The organism is Pseudomonas syringae group sp. J248-6, assembly GCF_032586995.1.
Classification (GTDB): domain Bacteria; phylum Pseudomonadota; class Gammaproteobacteria; order Pseudomonadales; family Pseudomonadaceae; genus Aquipseudomonas; species Aquipseudomonas amygdali.
This window is the reverse complement of sequence record NZ_JAWHOP010000009.1, coordinates 112,414-131,239: the sequence shown is the minus strand read 5'-3', so window position 1 is coordinate 131,239 and position 18,826 is coordinate 112,414. Positions and strand designations below refer to the sequence as shown.

19 protein-coding genes and 1 pseudogene are annotated in these 18,826 nt (G+C 55.6%); all 20 read right to left on the bottom strand.

Going from position 1 to position 18,826, the window contains the following annotated elements; translation table 11 throughout:
- Positions 1-2: 2 nt before the first annotated feature.
- The gene (pilM, locus tag RYC17_RS14110; RefSeq protein ID WP_316903471.1) at positions 3-443 is read right to left on the bottom strand and encodes a type IV pilus biogenesis protein PilM; all 441 of its coding nucleotides are present in this window, start codon (positions 441-443) and stop codon (positions 3-5) included.
- 31 nt (positions 444-474) lie between these two features.
- Positions 475-1,881: a shufflon system plasmid conjugative transfer pilus tip adhesin PilV gene (gene pilV / locus RYC17_RS14105; RefSeq protein ID WP_316903469.1), complete on the bottom strand. Its 1,407-nt coding sequence runs from the start codon at positions 1,879-1,881 to the stop codon at positions 475-477.
- A complete protein-coding gene (locus RYC17_RS14100; RefSeq protein ID WP_029240894.1) occupies positions 1,878-2,810 on the bottom strand; it encodes an ATPase, T2SS/T4P/T4SS family in 933 nt (310 codons plus the stop codon). Before RYC17_RS14100 ends, pilV begins: the two co-directional genes overlap by 4 nt.
- Positions 2,811-2,812: 2 nt before the next feature.
- Positions 2,813-3,337, bottom strand: a complete 525-nt coding sequence (locus tag RYC17_RS14095) for a type 4 pilus major pilin (RefSeq protein WP_005734830.1) — start codon at positions 3,335-3,337, stop codon at positions 2,813-2,815.
- A 38-nt stretch (positions 3,338-3,375) separates the two neighbouring features.
- Positions 3,376-4,467, bottom strand: coding sequence for a type II secretion system F family protein (locus RYC17_RS14090; RefSeq protein ID WP_257111952.1), 1,092 nt, complete (start codon positions 4,465-4,467; stop codon positions 3,376-3,378).
- A complete protein-coding gene (locus RYC17_RS14085; RefSeq protein ID WP_316903465.1) occupies positions 4,457-6,088 on the bottom strand; it encodes a GspE/PulE family protein in 1,632 nt (543 codons plus the stop codon). Before RYC17_RS14085 ends, RYC17_RS14090 begins: the two co-directional genes overlap by 11 nt.
- On the bottom strand, positions 6,085-6,687 hold the full coding sequence (gene pilP, locus RYC17_RS14080) for a type IV pilus biogenesis protein PilP (RefSeq protein WP_316903464.1): 603 nt from the start codon (positions 6,685-6,687) through the stop codon (positions 6,085-6,087). The genes RYC17_RS14085 and pilP overlap by 4 nt, the downstream gene beginning before the upstream one ends.
- Positions 6,677-8,035 carry a type 4b pilus protein PilO2 gene (pilO2, locus tag RYC17_RS14075; protein WP_316903462.1) on the bottom strand — a complete coding sequence of 453 codons (1,359 nt, stop codon included), beginning with the start codon at positions 8,033-8,035 and terminating at the stop codon, positions 6,677-6,679. The genes pilP and pilO2 overlap by 11 nt, the downstream gene beginning before the upstream one ends.
- 1 nt (position 8,036) lies before the next feature.
- The gene (locus RYC17_RS14070) at positions 8,037-9,773 is read right to left on the bottom strand and encodes a PilN family type IVB pilus formation outer membrane protein (protein ID WP_316903460.1); all 1,737 of its coding nucleotides are present in this window, start codon (positions 9,771-9,773) and stop codon (positions 8,037-8,039) included.
- The gene (locus tag RYC17_RS14065) at positions 9,770-10,903 is read right to left on the bottom strand and encodes a TcpQ domain-containing protein (RefSeq protein WP_316903458.1); all 1,134 of its coding nucleotides are present in this window, start codon (positions 10,901-10,903) and stop codon (positions 9,770-9,772) included. Before RYC17_RS14065 ends, RYC17_RS14070 begins: the two co-directional genes overlap by 4 nt.
- Before the next feature lie 151 nt (positions 10,904-11,054).
- The gene (locus RYC17_RS14060) at positions 11,055-11,345 is read right to left on the bottom strand and encodes a hypothetical protein (RefSeq protein ID WP_316903456.1); all 291 of its coding nucleotides are present in this window, start codon (positions 11,343-11,345) and stop codon (positions 11,055-11,057) included.
- 82 nt (positions 11,346-11,427) lie between these two features.
- Entirely contained in the window at positions 11,428-13,380 is a 1,953-nt protein-coding gene (locus tag RYC17_RS14055) for a DEAD/DEAH box helicase (protein WP_316903568.1), read from the bottom strand.
- 2 nt (positions 13,381-13,382) lie between these two features.
- A complete protein-coding gene (locus RYC17_RS14050) occupies positions 13,383-15,269 on the bottom strand; it encodes a PcfJ domain-containing protein (protein WP_316903455.1) in 1,887 nt (628 codons plus the stop codon).
- A gap of 103 nt (positions 15,270-15,372) precedes the next feature.
- Positions 15,373-15,573, bottom strand: coding sequence for a CrpP family ICE-associated protein (locus tag RYC17_RS14045; protein ID WP_074321440.1), 201 nt, complete (start codon positions 15,571-15,573; stop codon positions 15,373-15,375).
- A gap of 62 nt (positions 15,574-15,635) precedes the next feature.
- On the bottom strand, positions 15,636-15,878 hold the full coding sequence (locus RYC17_RS14040; protein WP_316903453.1) for a hypothetical protein: 243 nt from the start codon (positions 15,876-15,878) through the stop codon (positions 15,636-15,638).
- Positions 15,879-15,980: 102 nt separating this feature from the next.
- Positions 15,981-16,475, bottom strand: coding sequence for a hypothetical protein (locus RYC17_RS14035; protein WP_316903451.1), 495 nt, complete (start codon positions 16,473-16,475; stop codon positions 15,981-15,983).
- Between the two features lie 265 nt (positions 16,476-16,740).
- Positions 16,741-17,208, bottom strand: coding sequence for a single-stranded DNA-binding protein (locus RYC17_RS14030; RefSeq protein WP_004396429.1), 468 nt, complete (start codon positions 17,206-17,208; stop codon positions 16,741-16,743).
- Position 17,209: 1 nt separating this feature from the next.
- Positions 17,210-17,794: a DUF3158 family protein gene (locus RYC17_RS14025; protein WP_004396425.1), complete on the bottom strand. Its 585-nt coding sequence runs from the start codon at positions 17,792-17,794 to the stop codon at positions 17,210-17,212.
- Positions 17,791-18,570 (bottom strand): PFL_4669 family integrating conjugative element protein, encoded by a 780-nt coding sequence (locus tag RYC17_RS14020; RefSeq protein WP_004396423.1) that lies wholly within the window; start codon positions 18,568-18,570, stop codon positions 17,791-17,793. The genes RYC17_RS14025 and RYC17_RS14020 overlap by 4 nt, the downstream gene beginning before the upstream one ends.
- Positions 18,563-18,826 (bottom strand): annotated as a pseudogene (locus tag RYC17_RS14015) (hypothetical protein); the annotation flags it as partial. The pseudogene RYC17_RS14015 and the gene RYC17_RS14020, both read right to left, overlap by 8 nt.

Here is an 18,826-nt window from a genome sequence, read left to right as displayed (position 1 = left end):
CATCACTGGTAAGCCACGGCTGCGCCGTTGGGTACTATTGCCGGTAATGCGACCCCTACGCTACCTGATGACGGTGTGACAAGATTGCCAGACGCCGCCGTGCCGATGGCCAGCGATCCATCAGTCAAATTGATCATCTCTGAAACAAGACCGGGAGGAGGGGATCCGAAGAAGGCGTAACTTCGTCCAGCATCGATCACTCCATCCACTCCAGGGTAACGAGCGTACCAAGTGGGCAGAACCAACTGGTTGTCTGCCACCCTGCCTGACGCAGCTTTGTGAGTGTATGCATACTCGGCCAAGGCATTTCTGTAGACGAGGACGTTATGAGCAATCAGGGATATCTCCACGGTCTGGGAGCTCTGCTCTGCCTGGTGTGACTTCTCGTAAACCATTCCGAGCACGGCTGTAATAACCACCATTGCAAGCCAATAAATGTTCACTCTACGTCCTCGATGACTGCTATGAGCCTGCTCAAAACTGGCAACAGAAAATGGTGGCGTAGTCGTTCTGGCCTATCACGATTCCCGGGGTACTACTGTTCCGCTGGCCGGAGCCGGTGGTGTCCCATCCGACTTTCGTGTAGCCGACTGGGCAGGAATAGGTAGTCGCGTCGTTTGCGTCGTAACCGTTGATAGTCTTCGCTGTACAGGTAGGGGCACTGGAACCGTTCACCACCCAGACCTGGTTATCACATGAAAGCGATCGACCCGTACTGGTGCGACCAACCATACCGTTTGCAGCACAGGCTGTGCCGGCAGTCGCCACGCCATTGAGCTGCAGGTACTCACCGACGGTCGCGCGACCTTCCGAAGTCACTGTCCCACCCCGAATGTTCCCGGCTGTGTAGAGATTTTTGTCGCCGTAGACCCGGACCCAGTCTGAGTCACTCATGTACCAGCCACCGCCCCATTTTTCGCTGTACCAGCCGGTGTCGCCCTGAGTGCGAAACCAGCCGCCTGTGACAGTCTCGCCTGATATTCGGGCAGCAGCGCCCGTGAGGTTGGCCGAGGCATTCACCGACTGGGCGTATACATCGCCTGCGGCGACGACGTTGTTCTGAGCTGTGACGCTCCCGGACGCACTCACATTGCCCTGGGCTGTGACAGATCCCGACGCATTCACATTACCAGTGGCGTTCACTGATCCAGCAGTGTCGACATTCCCCCCAACTGTCACTGTTCCAGAGGCGTTCAATGCAGCCACATCGTTGACATTGTTTCCTCCCATACTGAGCGCCGTGTTCATGCGATTGAGTTCGGGCTTGCCTGGGATGGCGTTGCGGTACAAGTAGTCGTTGGAGAGAGTGCCATCCTGGAGGAACAAGGCGCTCGCAGTGTGGCCAACACCTGGGTTGATGCCGTAGTTGCTCAGCGCAAGTTGCCAGCCGCCTCGTACTCCCTGAATAACGCCGGTGTTGTTGAACGGGATGAAGCCACCAGGCGCGCCCATATTTTCCGCAATCGTCCGTGTACCGATCTCATCGATAGCCTGTCCGCCGGTAGTGATCACGATGGATTCTAGCTGATTGACGTTGACCCTTCGGGCAAGCACCACGAAGCGCTGACCGAATGCATTTGTGTCACTGAAGCTGGCTGGCAGATAGTTGGTGTTCCGTAGCATCTGTGGAGTAATCGTCGCGGGAGTGGTTGTACCCGCCGATCCATAGACCGTTGAGAAATTGTCCTTTAGGTATTTAGAAGCGGCCTCTGCGATCTGCTGCTGTTGCTGAGCTGCGATCTGATAGTTCTGCGCATCCATTCTGTCTGCGACCAGCGAAACGCCAATGGCCGACGCAATGGCAAAAATGATCAAGCCGAAGAGCAGCTCTACTATCACGAAACCGTTTGTTCTGGTCCGGCTGGGCTTGAAAAGATTCATCCCCAGATGCTCCTGTTCGATTGTTGATCCACATCCTGGCTAAGCATCGCGATCTGATTTGAACGGATCTTCTCGCGAATACCAGGGCCGTCAGGTCCAGTTAGTGAAAGGCTCTGTATCTTCAGATGTCGCATTTCGCCTTCACCTTCGAGGGCAAGCGCAGCTACAGCTACCAAACCCTGTGACAGAATTGATCGGACGTTGCTGATGGCCGGCTCCGCAAGTGTCGCTACTCGCTCAATCGCCTGCGGTACTGTTCCCGCGTGGACTGTGGTGATGATAAACAGGCCGTTGATCGCCGCTCGTACCGCCTGAACTGCTGTCGGGGTGTCTCTGATCTCCCCGATAAGCATCATGTCCGCGCCAGAGCGAAGGCCCCTCATCAGAGCCTCCTCATAACCCCCATTGCGTCTTGAAACTTGCATCTGGATGCAGCGACCAGGTCCGTGACGACCGTTCAAATCTGTCTCGGCAGGATCCTCTGCAGCCAACGCTATCCCACCACACGCAATTAGCCTGGCGATGATTAGCGAAGCCGCGCTTGAGGTCTTTCCAGTGCCCATCTCGCCACAGAAAATCACCAGGCCGCGCACATGCTTTGTAAGCAACGATTCGACCAGGTCTTCTGGAAAACCCAACTGGTCGAACTGCCGCACCTGCGCATTTGATTTGCGCAGTACGAAGACAGCCTGGCCGAAGGCATCGGGTATCTGAGTGACGCGAAGCACCGTCCCGTCTTTGATCAACGAGAACTCAGGATCCTGATGCACTTCAAAATGCTTGGAGCATTCCTCTCGTAAAAGCTGGGCGCTTTCTTTCCAGTTCTCCGGAGCCTCGACACGTCCGCTCTGGCCATCCAGGCCTTTTACGTCCGTGAAATCCGGCCCCAGATAGAGGTCTACAAAGGGCGTGTCGATGATCGGGCTCATGCTCAGTAGGCCGTCCAAGCGAGGGTGTTGCTGTCTGTAGTGCAGCCACTAGTAGCATTAGCAGAACTCACCTCGCCGCTCACAGCCGTGCCGCCATTGATAGCGGTGGTGACCTTATGCCCGCGTCCAATCGTCGTGGCCAGCGTTACGCAGGCATCTTGGGGCAAGCCCGATTCGGTGACTGTGAAGGTCATGCCATTGGCAACCACAGTGACCTGCCCACTCCAGGCGTTGTAAATCTTGCCGCCGGAGAAGGACATATTAGGAAGGCCCTTAATAGAGCTGAGCTGGGCGATCAGATCGGTCCCTGACGCTCCGTAACCGGCACTGCCTTTGAGCTTGCGAGTGTTGGCGATCAGTTGACCGACGTTACCTTGCTCGTTGTTGACGTCCGAACTGCCCATCGCGCTCCAACCGTTGTAGAGGGCGTAGCCCATCCCCATCAGAATAACGATGAGAACGAATAGCAATTCAACCGATATGTAGCCGATCTGGTTCGCCCGAGCGGATTGAGTAATGTTTTGCATGTGTGTGGTCCTGGGTATGTGGGTAACGGGTGTAGTGCTCAGTGCGTCATGCCCTGTGTGGCATTGCCGGTCATGCTGTAGGCTCCGACCATGACCAGCATCATCAACAGGCCGATCAGAACCATGGATACGAGGGACAGTGTCTTTGCGTAACGCTCGACCTGTTTCAGTGATATCTCCAACCAGCGAAGGCTGTAGCGGTGCACTGCTGCTGAGAAGCTCTGCGTGGTGGAGAGAACAATCAGGAATTGAATCGCTTCGTGGCCTGGAAATTCATGCCCGGAAAGATCCAAAGCCTCGCCGAAGTTTTTACCCATCCGAACCCCATAGTGAGCGGCTTCCAGGCGTTCACGCAGCCACGGATTTGCCCCGCGCTTTAACGTGTCCAACGCTCCGAGCGGATCGATATTTGCTCGCAGCATGACCGCGATATTGAGGAGGAAAGTTGAGCCGTGGAGCGCTTTGTAGATTGACCAGGGAGGCAAGATCTCCAGCCGTGTCCGCCAAGGCCCACGGAAATAAGGCAGAGTGACGACGCTGGTGACAACCAGGACCACTACAAGGCACAAAGTCAGCAGCCCCCAGTTAGTCACAAAGGTGGCGATCATGTTCAGAACCATTGGTGCGCCGGACCAGGCTTCTGGGTTGGATGAGCGGCTCATGGCAGGCACCACCCGAGTGGCGACTACGTTCAGCAAGTAGGCCATCAAGCTCCAGACAAATATCGGGTACAAGGCCGTTGAGAGCACCAGGCTCATCACTTTTTGCCGAGCCTCGATGATGCGCACGCAGTCGCTGAATGCCTGGATCAAGTTCCCTGACTTCTCACCGGCGCTGATGACGGCGTGCTCCTGATAAGGCACCCAGTTAAGGCATGCCTGGGCCAGCGTCTTGCCGCCGTCCACAGCTTTGCCTATGCCATAGCTGGCAAGGGCGATCGGATGTCGAGCACGGCGGCCACCATCACTGTAGATTGATCCAATACGATCAAGGGCCAGGTCGAGTGGCACCCCATTCTCCAGCAAAGCGGTCATGCTGTCGTACAGCCGGATACGCTCATTGCCTCCGAACTGGTTTCTGTAAAAGCTATCTACAAACCCAGTCCAAGCGTCCATCACCTTACTGAGCATAGGCTTCTGCCTCGGTTGACTCGGCATCCAGCATGTAGCTGTCAAAATCCAGTGGACCTACTACGGCCTCCGCCATACGCGGGTCAATCAGCCCCGCATTAATCTTGATGAGCGTGTGAGCAACCTTCGTGATACCACCCATGTGCTTGACCCAATACTGACGCGCAGCGCTTGGGCCATTCTTTCGGATCTCCTCCATGAACCGGTGGGTCGGGAGAATAATTTCTGCGACAGCGGCCCTGCCGTTCACCCCGTCACGGCATAGAGAGCAACCAGGCCCGGTCAGATAGACCTGATCCAGCACGGTCATCTTTTCAAGCCGCTCGACCAGCTGCGGATCCAAGGTACTGATCTGGCTGTGCGCAGGCACGCGACACTTCCTGCACAACGTAGGCAGCAAAGACTGGTTGATAAGGCCGACGATGAGTGTTGGGTCGGTGACCAGGCTTGTATCAGCCCCCATGTCGATCAGCCGAGGGATTGCTGCTACAGCGTTGTTGGTGTGTAAAGTTGTTAAAACGAGGTGGCCAGTCATACCACCGCGCAATGCTCCCTGAGCAGATTCCAGATCGCGAATCTCCCCGTACATAAGTATGTCGGGGTCGAGTCGCACGGAGTTTGTAATGGATTCTCCCCATGTCTCATTGCTGGCAAGAGGGGACTGATTTGCACGCATCGGATATTCGGGCGGGTCCTCAACGGTAAGGATATGTTTCGTGCCCTTGCATTCTTCAGCCAGAAGGTTGATCTGCACCTGAAGCGACTTCGATTTCCCCGATCCAGTCGGACCGGTCAATATGATCACGCCGTAAGGGAGGCTTCGAAGCCTCTTGAACAGCAAATTCTGTTGTGGCAGAAACCCCAGATCGTCTACGGACTGTTTCTCCTGATCGTCATAGATCAGACGCAGCACCATCAGGGGCCCGTCGACCAAAGGGCGTGTGGCTACACGGGCTCCGGACAGTCCCAATTGATCGAGGAAGGTGCGAGCTATGCGCGCGTCCTGTTTCAACTCCGGTTGATAGTAGCCCTCGGATTTGACGTCACACATTGAGTTGAAGAGTGAAGAACAGAGCTCATTTCCTACGGCGCTCTGGATCTGCCCGTACTCCCGCAAGAGACCGTCCTCACGGAACTTGATGTAGGTGATTTCGTGGCCAACGATGAAATGCACGTCGGAAGCGCGTCGTGCATGGGCCGCGCCAATGATACGAATCACCTCTTGCTGGCGCTGGGTACTGTCTACAGATCCGGTGAAAGCTTTGCCGGCGTTTTGGTACAGCGACTTTATCTCGCTGAGCGTGCTGCTGATGATCTGAAACGGCACTCCGGCTCGGTCAAGGCGGTCCATAAATGCCATCACATAAGGGTCGTGCATGTGCTGAGACGACACGAGCAGTTCTGCTTCCTCGGCCATAGTGGCAGGTGCTAACAGGGCAACCAGCTGACGCAACTCGCTGGTGATATCCCCCAACCGCTGTCCCTCCGCAGTCAGGACCGTTCCGACCACGTCAGACTGCATGGCGATGGTTATCGGTTGCACGAGCGCAGTCGGTCGGGTGACCTGATGTGCCAACGGATCAGCCTCAATTTCTGGCTCAATTCGTACCGCGCCGCTCATCGCTGTAACTCCTGCGACATGCTGGACAGCGGACTCATAGCCGAGGGCTGGCCGGGAGTTATAGGCTTGAGTGTCTGCAGTGACATTTGGGGCGCGTCAACCGAACCAATGGGTGCCCTGGTCGAGAACCCTAGGGGATATCGGCGTCCGTCATGGCTCAGTACAACGCTGTCGAGGGACACGCTGATTACCTTGAACCCGCCTGGCAGCTCAGCATTGCCAACTGATGCATCGACCTCGAAACCACTTCCATACAGCAACGTGGCATACAGGGCGTTATTCGTCCTGAACACGGTCTTGACCACCGGCAACTGCGGTGCGGTATTGCTGGCCGGGGCGGGCATCGTGTAAGCGGTCTGCGTTACTTGAACCGGCGCAGACGTAGATGTCTTGCCCCCGTTTACGATGTCTTCCTTGGCACGAGCTCGCGCCGCCTGAGCTTTGAAGAGAAGGGTTTCACTCTGCACCTGGGACAGCTCGCCAATGTTGATCCGACTGATGTCGGTGGGAGATGGATCAGCCGCGACGGCCATGTTCCCGGCGGCTACGCAGGACAACAGAAAGGTCAGCAGAATTGAGGCGCGAGTGTTAATGCACATAGAGGTCACCTATGACGTTCCAGGTTAATTTGCCGTCTTGAAAGTCGGTTTTGATTTCACGCAGGCGCATTCCAGTGCTTTGCACGCCTTGGAGAACAATCGCTGGCGGCAACAGGCTCGTGTAGCGGATTTCGAAGTGTCGATAATCCGGGGGCGGTGGTGGTGGAGGCGCTGGTTGGCCAGGCAACGCTGGTGGCTGGACAACCGTCACAGGTACTTCCGTGATCTTGGGCTGCAGGTCTTGGGCTTGCAGCCATGAAGTGATGCTGTCCAAGGCCTGCGTTGCAGGATTCAGAACGTCATCACCCGCAAGCGGCAGCTCGAAGGTGAGCTTCACAGCGGCCATGTTGCCCTCGTCGTAGAACGCGGGCGTATCAGCAAAGTAGCCCGCAGTAGCAGCGGTGAAAGCCATCGTGGTGCTGTTGCCAGTGCGGTTGTAGTTGGCCGACATCAGCGTCCCGTCGCATTTAGCGGAGACGAATAGCCACCCTTCGATTGCCGGTAGTAACTGGTCGATTGCGCCGTTACAACCTTCAAGAAAAACTGGGACAGAAGGCTGTTTTACCCACGGATGCACAAGCGCCTCGATCACAACTGGTGAGTTTGTTCGCTGGTTCAGGGCATCCAGTTCAGCTTGCCTTGCCGCCTCTGCCGCTTCCTGCGCCTGGCGAGCAAGTTGCAGCTTATGTTCGTTCCATTGCTGCCACCCAATCAGGCCGACCACGACCAACGAACCAATCACAGCGGCTTTCAGCAGTTCCTGTCTGGACCGGCCGAATGCCAGCGGTGTCAGCTTGTATTCGCGCTTGAGATTTGATGGCTGCAACAATGTATCTGGGTCGAATCGTTCGCCACCGCGAGCAAACTCCGGCGGGAGAAAGATCTTGTCGAAGCTCATCGAGCGGCTCAGCTGCTGAGCCACCTTCTTTTTTATTTCCTCACTGCTGCCTACCAGGTCTGCTCCCGGGATGACCGCGCCTCGGTACACTGCGACCAAGGCGTATCTGTCATCGGCGTCCTCGATCCTCCAGGCAGCCAGCCACGATGCGCCCAGTTGCCCAGCGAGTGATGCTGCAAGGGAATACATGCCTTTGACTGCGCCGTCATTCTGCGAAACGAACCCGGCCTGAATCACCGACTCGGTATGCCTGATGGCGACAATGTCCATTTCTTGGGCGCGACCGAACTGTCGTGCTTCTTTCATGTAGCCAGTAAGGCTACCCAACGGGTGCCACAGTAGGCCTGTCACGAAAGATCTACCGTGATAAGTCAGAATCTGAACTTTGCCGTCGCTGGGCAATTGAGCGCGCGGGGCGCGCTTTCGGAACAGAGAGAACGGGTTCGCCATGTCAGTTGGTCACAATCGGGGTGATCAGCACCACCAGAATGCTTTTTGACGAGGTGCGCTTACGACCACCGCCAAGACCGAAGAATCCAGGTGAACCTGTGCCGATCTTGTCCGTGTTGTCGCTGAGCTCCTCAAAGCCCGACAGGATCAATGTCTGACCGCTGCGGAGCTTCACTTTTGGCGACAGACTTTTCGCATCGTAGTTGGGGATCTGAACGCTGGAGCCGTTGCTGGTGAATGGCTCGAAGGTAGGTTTGGAGCTCATGTTGATCGAAACCATGAGCAGCATCTCATCGTCGTCCATCAAGCGTGGTTGCAGCGTCATGTTGAAGCCGGAGGTGATCGTGCCTGGAGTAATTGCCGTACTGGAGCCCACTGATGCAGTGGTGTTGGTTTGAACCGATGGGATGTAGCCTTGAACGTTACCGATCTGCAGTGGAGCAGGCTGCAGATTCAATGTGGTCACGGACGGCGAGCGAACATTCGAGATCCGGGCCTGTTCTGCGATTGCCTGGATGATCGCGTTGGAACCTGCCCAGGCGGAGTTGGCTGTATCTACAATGCCTACAGAGCCGGAGATAGCGCTGGAGCTGATGCCTGGCACAGTATTCGACAGAGACAGGCCCCACTTTGTGCTCAGCGAGTTGTAGACGGCCGCCCAGTTCAAAGCCAGCTGATCGGTGTCGGTCAGAGTCGCCTCAAAGACCTTCACGTTGAACAGCACCTGTTGGGTGATCGCGTGGTTGGTCTTGGCCAGATAGGTCTCAACGTTCGAAAGCACGTCTGGCCGGTCTGTCACGGTCAACGTCCCTGTCGAGGGCGACAGATACATGCGACCAGGCGGCGACGTGCTAAGCATGGCCCTCACGTTGCTCTGGATGTCAGTCAAGATCGATGTGTTGAGTGTGACTGTCGTGCTCTGGTTGCTGCCCGAGTCACCTGAAACGCCCGAAGAACTGCTTCCTGAGGACGATCCGCTCGACGAACCACTGCCAGAACCTGAGGAGGTGGTCATACCGGATCTGACGGTGCTTTTGATTTCCTGCACGTCACCAAATGCGTAGACGTCGAACACCTTGGTATCGAAATAGCTGACCTGCACTGACCGTGAGGTGGGATTGAATCGATAGGTGAGTCCCAGCCGCGCGGTGACGTCATCCAGCAGACCCGAAGCTTTCCCCGAGTAGCGCAACCCACTGACGAGATTCGGTGTCAGCATCGATGCGAAGTCAGAGCTTCTGCCCTGAGAGGCCTGCGCCAGGTTGGAGCCGCCTGTAATGCCTGCAGGCAAAAGTCCGGCCAGGCTGTCAGGGTTGGGGGCAGTGCTGATTGGAGGAGCATTGTTGCCTTGGGCAGGTGCATTGGCGTTCAGCAGGCCAGGATTGAGCGCATCCGGCGAGACAAGTACGGGGATCCCGCACTGGCCAGAAATGTACTGGGCGATTTCAGCAATTCCGACACTGCCAGCAGGCCGGTATGCGACCTCACAGTCATACTTGGAGGGGATACCTCGTCTCGCAACAACTGGCTGCGTTGAAACCCAGGGTTTGTCGCTGAATATCACTGTGTCGCGCCGTTCCTGCTTCTGCTTGTTACGCTGGATAGCCGCGTAACGGCCAGCAGAATCGGCGGTAGCCTCTGCCCGTGCAGCGGCTTCATCCACCCGTTGGACTGAGCAGGCTGATGCCAACAAAACAGCGAGGCACAGAGCGGTCTGACGCATGAAGGGCATGCTCATTTTTTCCTCTCCGATACGTGCAGAACCTGCTGACCATTTCCTTCATTACCGTCCACCACAAAGGACCGTTTGGCATTGTCGTACAGTGGGAATATCTGCCTGACTGCCGAGGTGAAGGAGCCTGTAAAACTCAAGGGTGCTTCGATGGGGTAGTCCAGATCCTCCGGCACCCAGATAACCTGCCAGCCGGCCCGCTTGGCCCAGTCTTCGACCGATTGACGCAAGGTACTGCCCACAGGCGCGTTCCACGTTTGCTGTGGCACAACCGTTGCGACGGGTTTCGCTGCAGGTTCAGGTTTTGTCGAAGCCTGGCTGGTCGAAGCGATGCTCTTGGTGACCGTGGTCTGAGATGTGGCCTTCGCCGGAGCCGCGCTCACAGGAGTCGGCTTTTGCTGTGTAGGGGTGCCTTCCTTGGCTGGGGTGCTGATGGATGCAGCTGGTTGCGCTTTTGCCTGCGTGACGACCGTGGTTTGCGGTTGCCCTGCAGGGGGTGTGTCCTTGCTGAATGGGGTTCCTGTTGCCGGGGCAGTTACAACGGTAACGGCTGGGGAGGTGCTGGCTACCGAGGTTGATCCAGTGCTGGCCGGTTGCGCAGGTTGAGCCAGTGCCATGGGCTTAGACGTCTCCGGCAGTTGGTAACCTGGCCGCAGTACAAAACAAACACCGCGCGTGACTTCGTTGACCTTGACCTGCCATGCCGGACCGGCCAGTACCTGCAGCGTGTTGCGCAGGCTCATTGGTCCGAGCTTGTACTGGGCAGCAGGAAGAGGGCGTGTGAACAAGATGTTTACGTGACCGGTGCTCGGTGGGCACAAGGTGTAGCCTGAGCGGCTGACCACATACTGCATCGCATCCTGGACGGACGGATGCATATTGGCCGGAATGCTGACATCGATGATCTGGGCCATCAGGTCACGCTGTTCGGCTTCTGGGGCGGTATTCACCAGAGCGTATCGACCATAGCGGACCATCGGCTCCTGGCCGGACTTTGCGCCACTTGAGTACAGGTCTGGCGAGAGCAGCTCAGGATTCTGGCTGCTGTCGAAAGCAGGCCCAACCGGTTTGTCCGCTACAGATGTGCATCCGGCGAACAGCGCGAGTATGGAAAGTGTGGAAAGCTGCCTGATCATGTGTGCCTTGACCCCATTTCTTGATGGTGGCCAAGGTGCCAGCGCTCAGGTTGCAAAGCACTGCTAAACCCTTAACGGATCGATTCAGGTTATTGGGGAGGGACGCATTACGGAAAGGAGGGCAGTAGCGGCCACCCTCCAGGAAAATTGATCAGTCGATCAACTCTTTCAGCTTTTCATCAATGTGATCATAAAAGTCTTCGCGCTTGCGAGGATTTGCAACGAGCTTGCATGCAGAGTGAAGAATATCGATTGCATCCTGCTCAGTTATATCCTTTGCATCAACGGACTCCTTGAGCTTGGTTTTATACACGGTTTTGAGCTCGTTATAATCGCCGTGCTGTCCGCAAGAAACCAGCTTCCCGTCGTTCGTTCCGTTTGGAACTTCATCTTTGTAGGTGTACAGCGCGTTAATTTCGGCAATAGTTGTAGGCTTGGCCATCGTCGTTCCTTGAGAGTACATCCGCCTGGATATTCAGGCCTCAGCAACATAGCTCAAATGCATGGCAACCCGCCACAGTGAATCAGAGGATCTCGGCAAGAGCCTTTTTGCTCGACTCCTCCGCTTCCGGATCGATCAGATCGCTGGCCAAGGCGCGCTTGTCCCTGAGCATCTGCCATAGCTGCTGGTCGATGGTGTCCTCGGCCAAAGGGATCTTGACGACAACCATGCGTAACTGACCGTTGCGATAGGCTCGATCCTCAGCTTGGTCCTGCAGCCCCGGTGTCCATGGAAGCCCCAGAAAAAAGACATAGTTCGCGGCGGTCAGGTTGTAACCAGTGCCGGCGGCCGACCGGGTGCCGATAAACACCCTGCAGTCCGGGTCCTGCTGAAAAGCATCAATCGCTTTCTGTCGCTTCTTGGGCGAGTCGCTACCTACTAACGTCACGCACCCCACGCCCATCTTGAGGCAGTGCTCACGCAACGTGGCCACGGACTCCTGATACTCGCAGAAGAGGATCACCTTGTCGTCCACGTCCAGCTCGGCCATCAGATCCGCGAGGATCCGTACCTTCACGCGCTCGAGCAGTTGGCGCAGTGCGCCCAGCCTTGCGAATCGGTGCTGGTCGCTGCGCATGATCTGATTGTACTCGTCACGTTCTACCTGGCTGAGTATCACCGGCACAGTCTGGCGCTGCTTCCCCTTCAGGTTGGGCAGCACATCCTTGCGGCGTCGAAGCATCCAGTCAGATATTTCATCTCTAAGCGTCTTGCGAAACTCAGGACTGCCGGCGAATCGCTCGCAGAACTCATTGAGGGGCAGTTGTCCGATTGGATGGCCCGAAAGCCTCAGCAGTGTGTGCAGCTCCGCTTCGCGATTGAGCACTGGCGTGCCCGTCAACAGGTAGCGGTTTTGTACCTGGGCAGCAATGTCGAAGCCGTGGCGTGTCCACGCTGCAGTGGGTTCCTTGAGTCGGTGAGCCTCGTCAATGACCATCACCGCGAAACGGCTCGCGTGCATGACAAAATCACCCAGCCTCTCGTAGTTCACGATGATCCAGCCAGCACTGGCATCAAAGGTTTGCATGGCGATCTGAGCTTGGGGAAACACCATCAGGATCTCGCGCTGCCAGTTGATGATCAGGCTGTTGAGCACAATCACCAGCACCTGTTTGCCTTGGGCGCGTATACCAGCTGCAATCACCGCCTGGCGAGTTTTGCCCAGCCCCATATCGTCGGCCAGCAGCGCACTCGTGCGCTGCAGCAGGTGCCTGATACCTGCTGGCTGATGCTCCATCAGCGAGAACCCTCCCAGCGCCTTATTGATCTCGGCGCTGGTCAGCTCGGTGTTTTTGATCGATGGGACAGATGCCAGGTAGATACCTGAGTCTGAAACTTCCTCTTCGCTTTTGGTCGACTCCGGAGAGTGACCACCCAGACTGATACTGGTGACCTCACTCACCGCCTTGACCGACCCGTCAGCGAGCAACTCCTGCAGGGAATCCAGAATTTCGAACTGATCCTCGGTCAAGCCCAGTTCCAGAATCAGGTTGCTACGCACCAACTCTGCTGTGCCCGTTACCCGCCAGGCTTTGCCTGCCGAGAGGAACACTCCACGCATGCGCTTGGCGATTGCTACCGCCCCAGGATGAAAATCCCCTGACAGGATCACACCACCTTCAGCCAACGGCGCGAGCCGGAACTTCATCCCCCAGGTGAATGCGTCACGGTGCGTATCGGACTGGGCAGCGGTAATCCTGTCCCTGAATGCTTGCCAGCTTTCGATGTGTTTTCCATCCGCGAGCTCAGCCAGTTCTCGGTACAGCACATCGAGGTCATCGAGCAGCTTGGCCTTGGGCACGCGCCAGAACTGATTCAGCGGATGATCAGTTCGGCGTATGAAAAACCCACCCCGGCGCAACAACAGCTTGTTAGCACCTTCGAGATAACTCAGTGACAGCCCGAAGTCGTAGCCATCGTAAATGGCTTTACGCAGTAACACTGGGCGTTTGTTCATCAATCGGGGCGATCCCATCATCAGAGCCCCCTGTCCAGCAAGGTGTTAACCCAGCCCACGATTTCTTCTGCAAATCGGATGTTGAAGATCGAATTATTGTCAGCGTAACGCGCCATCTTCATCGCCATATTTGGCCAGTGCAGGAGCACGGGAATACGACCGCTTTTGACTGCTACCATGAATATCTCGAAGGCGTTCATCACCGCCGAATGAGCCTCCAGGGTCGCGTTTTTGTAGCCTCTGATCTGAGCGATGTGCAGATGCTGAAGTGTCAATTCCCCCGTCGCCCGCTCATTACGGCCCGCTCTGAGTATGAGCTCGACCGATGCCTGCGGCAGTCCACCAGATCGGATTGATAGGAGTCGGCAGTCGCCCGAATATGCGCGGTAGTCGTATGTGTCGATGCAATGACCCAGAGAGCGATGCTCCTGGTCTAGGTCTGCTGGGCAGCGCAATTCGACGATCTGCAAACCGGTCACACTGCAGGTGATTGGATCACTCCCCAGCAGCAGCCCCGGCCACGTTGTGAAACAGTCAGATGGCTCAGGCGGGATATCCCGCTCCATCCTCGCTCTGATGTCTACGAGTGCTCCGTGGAAAGCATCGATCACATTGAATATTTGGCGAAAGTTCAACCCCCCCACAAACTCGTGCAGACGCCGCTTGGTGCTTCGCGCCTCTTCACTATTAGCCCTGTCGAGATTGTCTAACAGCTCTCTGAAATCAACCAGTTTGGCCGCTATATCTGACCAAGCAGGATCCGCCCAGTCAGTAGGGCAGCCCGCCAAAAGATTGTTCATGTCACGCAAGGGTCGAAGTATTTGCAATGGAATAGCTGATCTGAACGCATAGAAAAAACGCCATTCTGCTTTCGTTCTCGGGCGACGATTGCCTAGCACAGAGCCCGCGATCAAATGCTCCCAGCCTGCCTCAAGGCCCTCGGAGTTCAAACGACTGAGTGCGCTGCCGGTGTCGTAGACCCGCTGCTGGCCAAGGAATCGGATCGCGGATGTCGGGACTGAGAACAACCATGCCAAGACCCTGTTTAAAGGCAAGCCTGTGTCTACGGCTCGTCCTAAGAACCCGGCCCCGTCCATGACGGTTTCCCCCTCCCATGAGCAGCAAAACTCCTGAAGGTCGCCCCATGGGCATTCCACCAACAGTCCACCTGCAATCTTGGGCCAAGGCATTCCAACCCCAACGATCAATACCGGCACCAATACCGGTTGTGCTTTCAAGGCTTGTAGTCGTCGTTTGCGGTCGCCTTGAGCGAGCCAGTTGTAAAGTTTGGCGGATGGACACTGCACAGAACGCACTGCATGCAGCAGCTCCTGATCGAGACTCTGAGAAAACCTCTTCAGTGCCGCGCCGATACAGGTGATGTAAAAGCGGTCGCGTGGGGCGTAAAAACGTTTGTTTCTGCCTTCTGAACTAAGCGGCCATAAATCGTATTTCACCAGCGGTCTTATACTAAGTTCTGATTCATATCGCGCCAGGTCCCGTGCGTGTTTGCAGAATGACGTCAGAATCGCGTCCGCACCATCATGAGTAATCAACTGATGAGCCAGCTTCAAAGCTCGCTTCGGCGTGGGTGCGTGGCCTGGGACTTTTCTCTTCTCATCAAATCGCACCGCTGAAATCAGCTGGCCATCGAAGTATTGAAGCTGCCTGCCCAGGCGCGCCACAGTTGGACGTGCAACCGAGTCATCGTTATGGAGAGACACGCACCAGCATCGAGTTGAAGAGGTGTGACTCAGGTAGTTGAGAATGAACTCGTCACGTCGCTCCGGCGGCACGTCGAAATGATCAGCCCAAGTGTTAGCAACAGCACGATGACGCTCTGGGAATTTCGCAATATCGAGAAGAGTTTGAACGAAAGTTGTCTCGCAATTAGGCTCGGCGGTCATGAATCAATGAGCTCAAAGTGACTTGAGGCAGCACTGTCCTAGACCTGATCTGCGCTCGCCATGCGTAACCGTAAACGAGAGGGAGAGTATTAACCGCGCTGAGTCAGAAATTGAAGCTTTGTTGTTGCTCCTGGGCAAACCCCTTTAGCCACGATGCGCGCATAGCTGGATGCCGGTAGGGGCATTCGTGGAGAGGGATGCCTTTAAGCGCCGCTTCAGCACCCGCGAGCATCACAGCATGGTGAGGGTTGTTGAATCGACGCCGATCCGAAGTCTCATGCGTCGCTGTAGGGGTTGTTCTCACAACAGAGGATTCCCGTGGAGTAGATCGGATACATCCAAGACTTCACGAACGAGGCGATTTTTTCAATCTTCGAGGTATTCAGCTGTCGCCAGCTCCTGAGCTGCCCTCCGAGCTTCTTGGACATCCAGGTCGTTCATGCGTGCTTCAAATAGCTCATTGAGCGTGATTTCATCCTCCAGTGATGTTCCGGTCAACTCCCCTCCATTCCTGATAACCACCTCATTCAATTCAGTAGTCAGGGCGGTCCTTGACGCGGTGTCGTTTGGCATGCGGATGACATAGGTAACAAAGTTGTTGAGACTCATGAGCTTCGACCAGTGAGAGATTTATCGTAACTTGGGATTGCCGAGGTGAGCGATTCTTTAGAACCTGGTGATCCACGGATAGAGCTGTTCTTCGACAAAACGCTATTTTTTTTTGATTTCAACCGGCTGATTTGCCGTGAGGTTTACAACTGAGCCATCCGCAAATTTCACAGGCACAGCTGTATTCCAAGGAAATTGACCAAGATATGTGGCACCCGTCGAAGTATTGACCCCAATCGGGAGTTTGCAACTGCCAGATACGTCAGCAGTTTTTTCGATTATAGCTGAGCGTTTCGTAATCGATACATATGCCGTAACGCCCCGCTCATCACTCTCAAAAGGAAGAATTATAGTGTAGATCCCTGAGCTGAGATCCACGGAAAACTGAGTGTCAGCCGTGCTTGACTCGAAAGCACATCCAAATGACCGCATGTTTCCGCCGAAATTCCCAAAGGGAGTTGGCCTGCCTTCCGGGATCAGGACAGTCGTATTTTGGCTTTCATCCTCTACAGTGAACTCTACTAATTTACGATCAACAGCAGCTGCCAAACCACTGCCGAATAGAACCAAAGCAGAAACTAGAATTAGCGCTTTCATCGTTAAAAGATCCTGGTGTTATATTTTGCATGAGGTTTTTAGTCGGTGGAGTACGACGTCGTTTTGTTTGTTTTTCAGAAGCACCACGCGGAAGGCGCGTTTTTGGAGAAGGGTAATTGCTGTTCGGAAACCCGTGACTTCATCATAGCGATACCCAAATAGGATCAGTTTCATGAGAATTAGTCTGCCGATGGAGAACGACGCTGATCAGTTTCGTTTCCACCAGCAGCATCACGCAGAGCGCGCGATTTTTCGCTCGGATGCTCTACACCGGAATATCGTCGTCGAAATCCAGCAATGCATCGTGGTCGTTCTGCGCTGGTCGGGCAGGTTGAGTCTGTTGAGCGCGCGCCGCCTGTTGAGTCTGGGACTGGGTTAAATGCACGGCTTCAATTCTTGCTGGAAGGATCGCCACACGTGAAGCCTGCACCTTCAACGCAGTAACTTCCTCCCCATCTTTGGTCCAGGTATCCATGACCGCCCGACCATGGATCAGCACCCTCATGCCTTTCTGATAAATGTTGGCATAGTGCTCTGCGTCCTTATGCCAAAGCTCTACGTTGGCCCAGAATCCGCCCCGGTCCTCATAGCCTGATCCATCGGCTTTCGGAATCGAGTTGTCGAAGTAAACGTTCAGCCGTAGCAAGCGGCGTGGATCCTTGTTGCCGTTGGCAAATTCCTTGAATTCTGGAACAGAGCCGATGTTGCCTTCCCAATCTACTGATGTGCCCATGTTAGGACTCCTTCGGGGTATGCGGTGTAGTGCCGCTGGATAGTGAGATCTGTTGCAGCCGTCCTGAGTAAACGGCATCTGCCTGGGCCATCTTTTCGGCACATTCGGCGGCCTGCCGGCCGATGGTATGGACCAGGCTTATTTGCATATTCAAAGCGACGCGCTGCTGTTCCATGGAGTGCAGATCCTGGAGCAGTGATTCGGGTGTTCTGGGGTCGGCCAGCAAGTTGGACCAGACATTGACGCCCATCTGGCGCGTCCCCATTTCCTGCCAGCGGAGAAAAACTGTGCCAGCACTTGTTCGTTGCCGAACCATCCGGACAGGCAGAAGGGTGTAGGGATGTCTGTTCGCCTGGGCCAGCACTTGATCTTCGGCCAGCGCATTCAAATCACCTTCAAGGGACCGGCATAACTCCGCCAACTGGAGCATCCCCCCCTTACCTTTAAAAGGTTTTAAAAGGCCTTTTAGGAAGGGCGCGTGTTGCAGTCCGATGAAGGCATCCTGTTGCAGGGGTTGGAAGGCACCCTGTTGCAGACTGTGACCCTCTTGAGTCTGATACGCAGTGTTGGCCGTCACGCTGCTCACTTGTCGGACTCAGGATCAGGCATGTCTTGATGGGGCAGGCCCAGCGTGATGGTCTCCTCGAAGCCATCCTCGTGATCGTCATCATTGATTGTGGTAGTTGATGTCGCGGCGGCGGACGGCGCGAAGCTTGATTTGCGTGTTCCTTCCAGGATGTCTTGGGGGATTTCACCGAACGATGCGTACATCTCACGAGCCTGTTCGGAACGTGCGTTCTTTGCCGCAAAATCATCCCGGCTTGCTCCCGAGAACTTCCAGCGCTGACTCAGGCCGAAAAGACGACGCAGTATTGCGGCCCCCTCATCGAGCCACTGGCCTTTGGCGTTGTTGTCTATAAGACCGACGTGGCTGGCCAGCAGAATGCGCCGCACCAGCTCGTCGTAGGCCGTGAGCAAGAAGACCGCTTTGAACGCCAGCGGCGTGGATAGGAACAGCGGCAGTGTCACCGGTTGCACGGACAGGTTTTGGCCAATCGACAGCATCGGGGGCAGTGAGGCCATAACCTCGTCCAGCCTGGCGTCGATATCTTTCATTTCCTGTTCAGAGGCTTCGATCTTTTCTTCTATAAGGATCAGAAACCAGTCCGAATAAGGATCGTCCTGTTCACAGCCACGCTTGATGCGATTGAGGATGTTGGCAAAGCCGCTCAGGCCGATCATGCCAGGCTTGCCTTCGGTGCGTTGACGACCAAACCAGAGGCGCGAGGCATGGTGGGTGTGCAGGGTCAGGTTGACGCTGCTTCGCAATGAACCGAGGTTGAGCTGAAAGTTGTCAGCCATGCTGAGCGCTTCCTTTATAAGAAATGATTGATAGGGCGAGGCAAGACTGCCTGCGCGTGTAACTCAGGGTCAGTAACAAACCGTTTCTTGATTGGAATGGTTTTTTGTTGGAGACCCTGTTTTTCGGGGGCTGGCGAATGGAGTCACCCTGACCGGCGTTCGAAGTGATTCCAGTGGAATCACCTTGGTCGGTGCTCAAAGTGATTCCAGTGGAATCACCTTGGTCGGTGCTCAAAGTGATTCCAGTGGAATCACC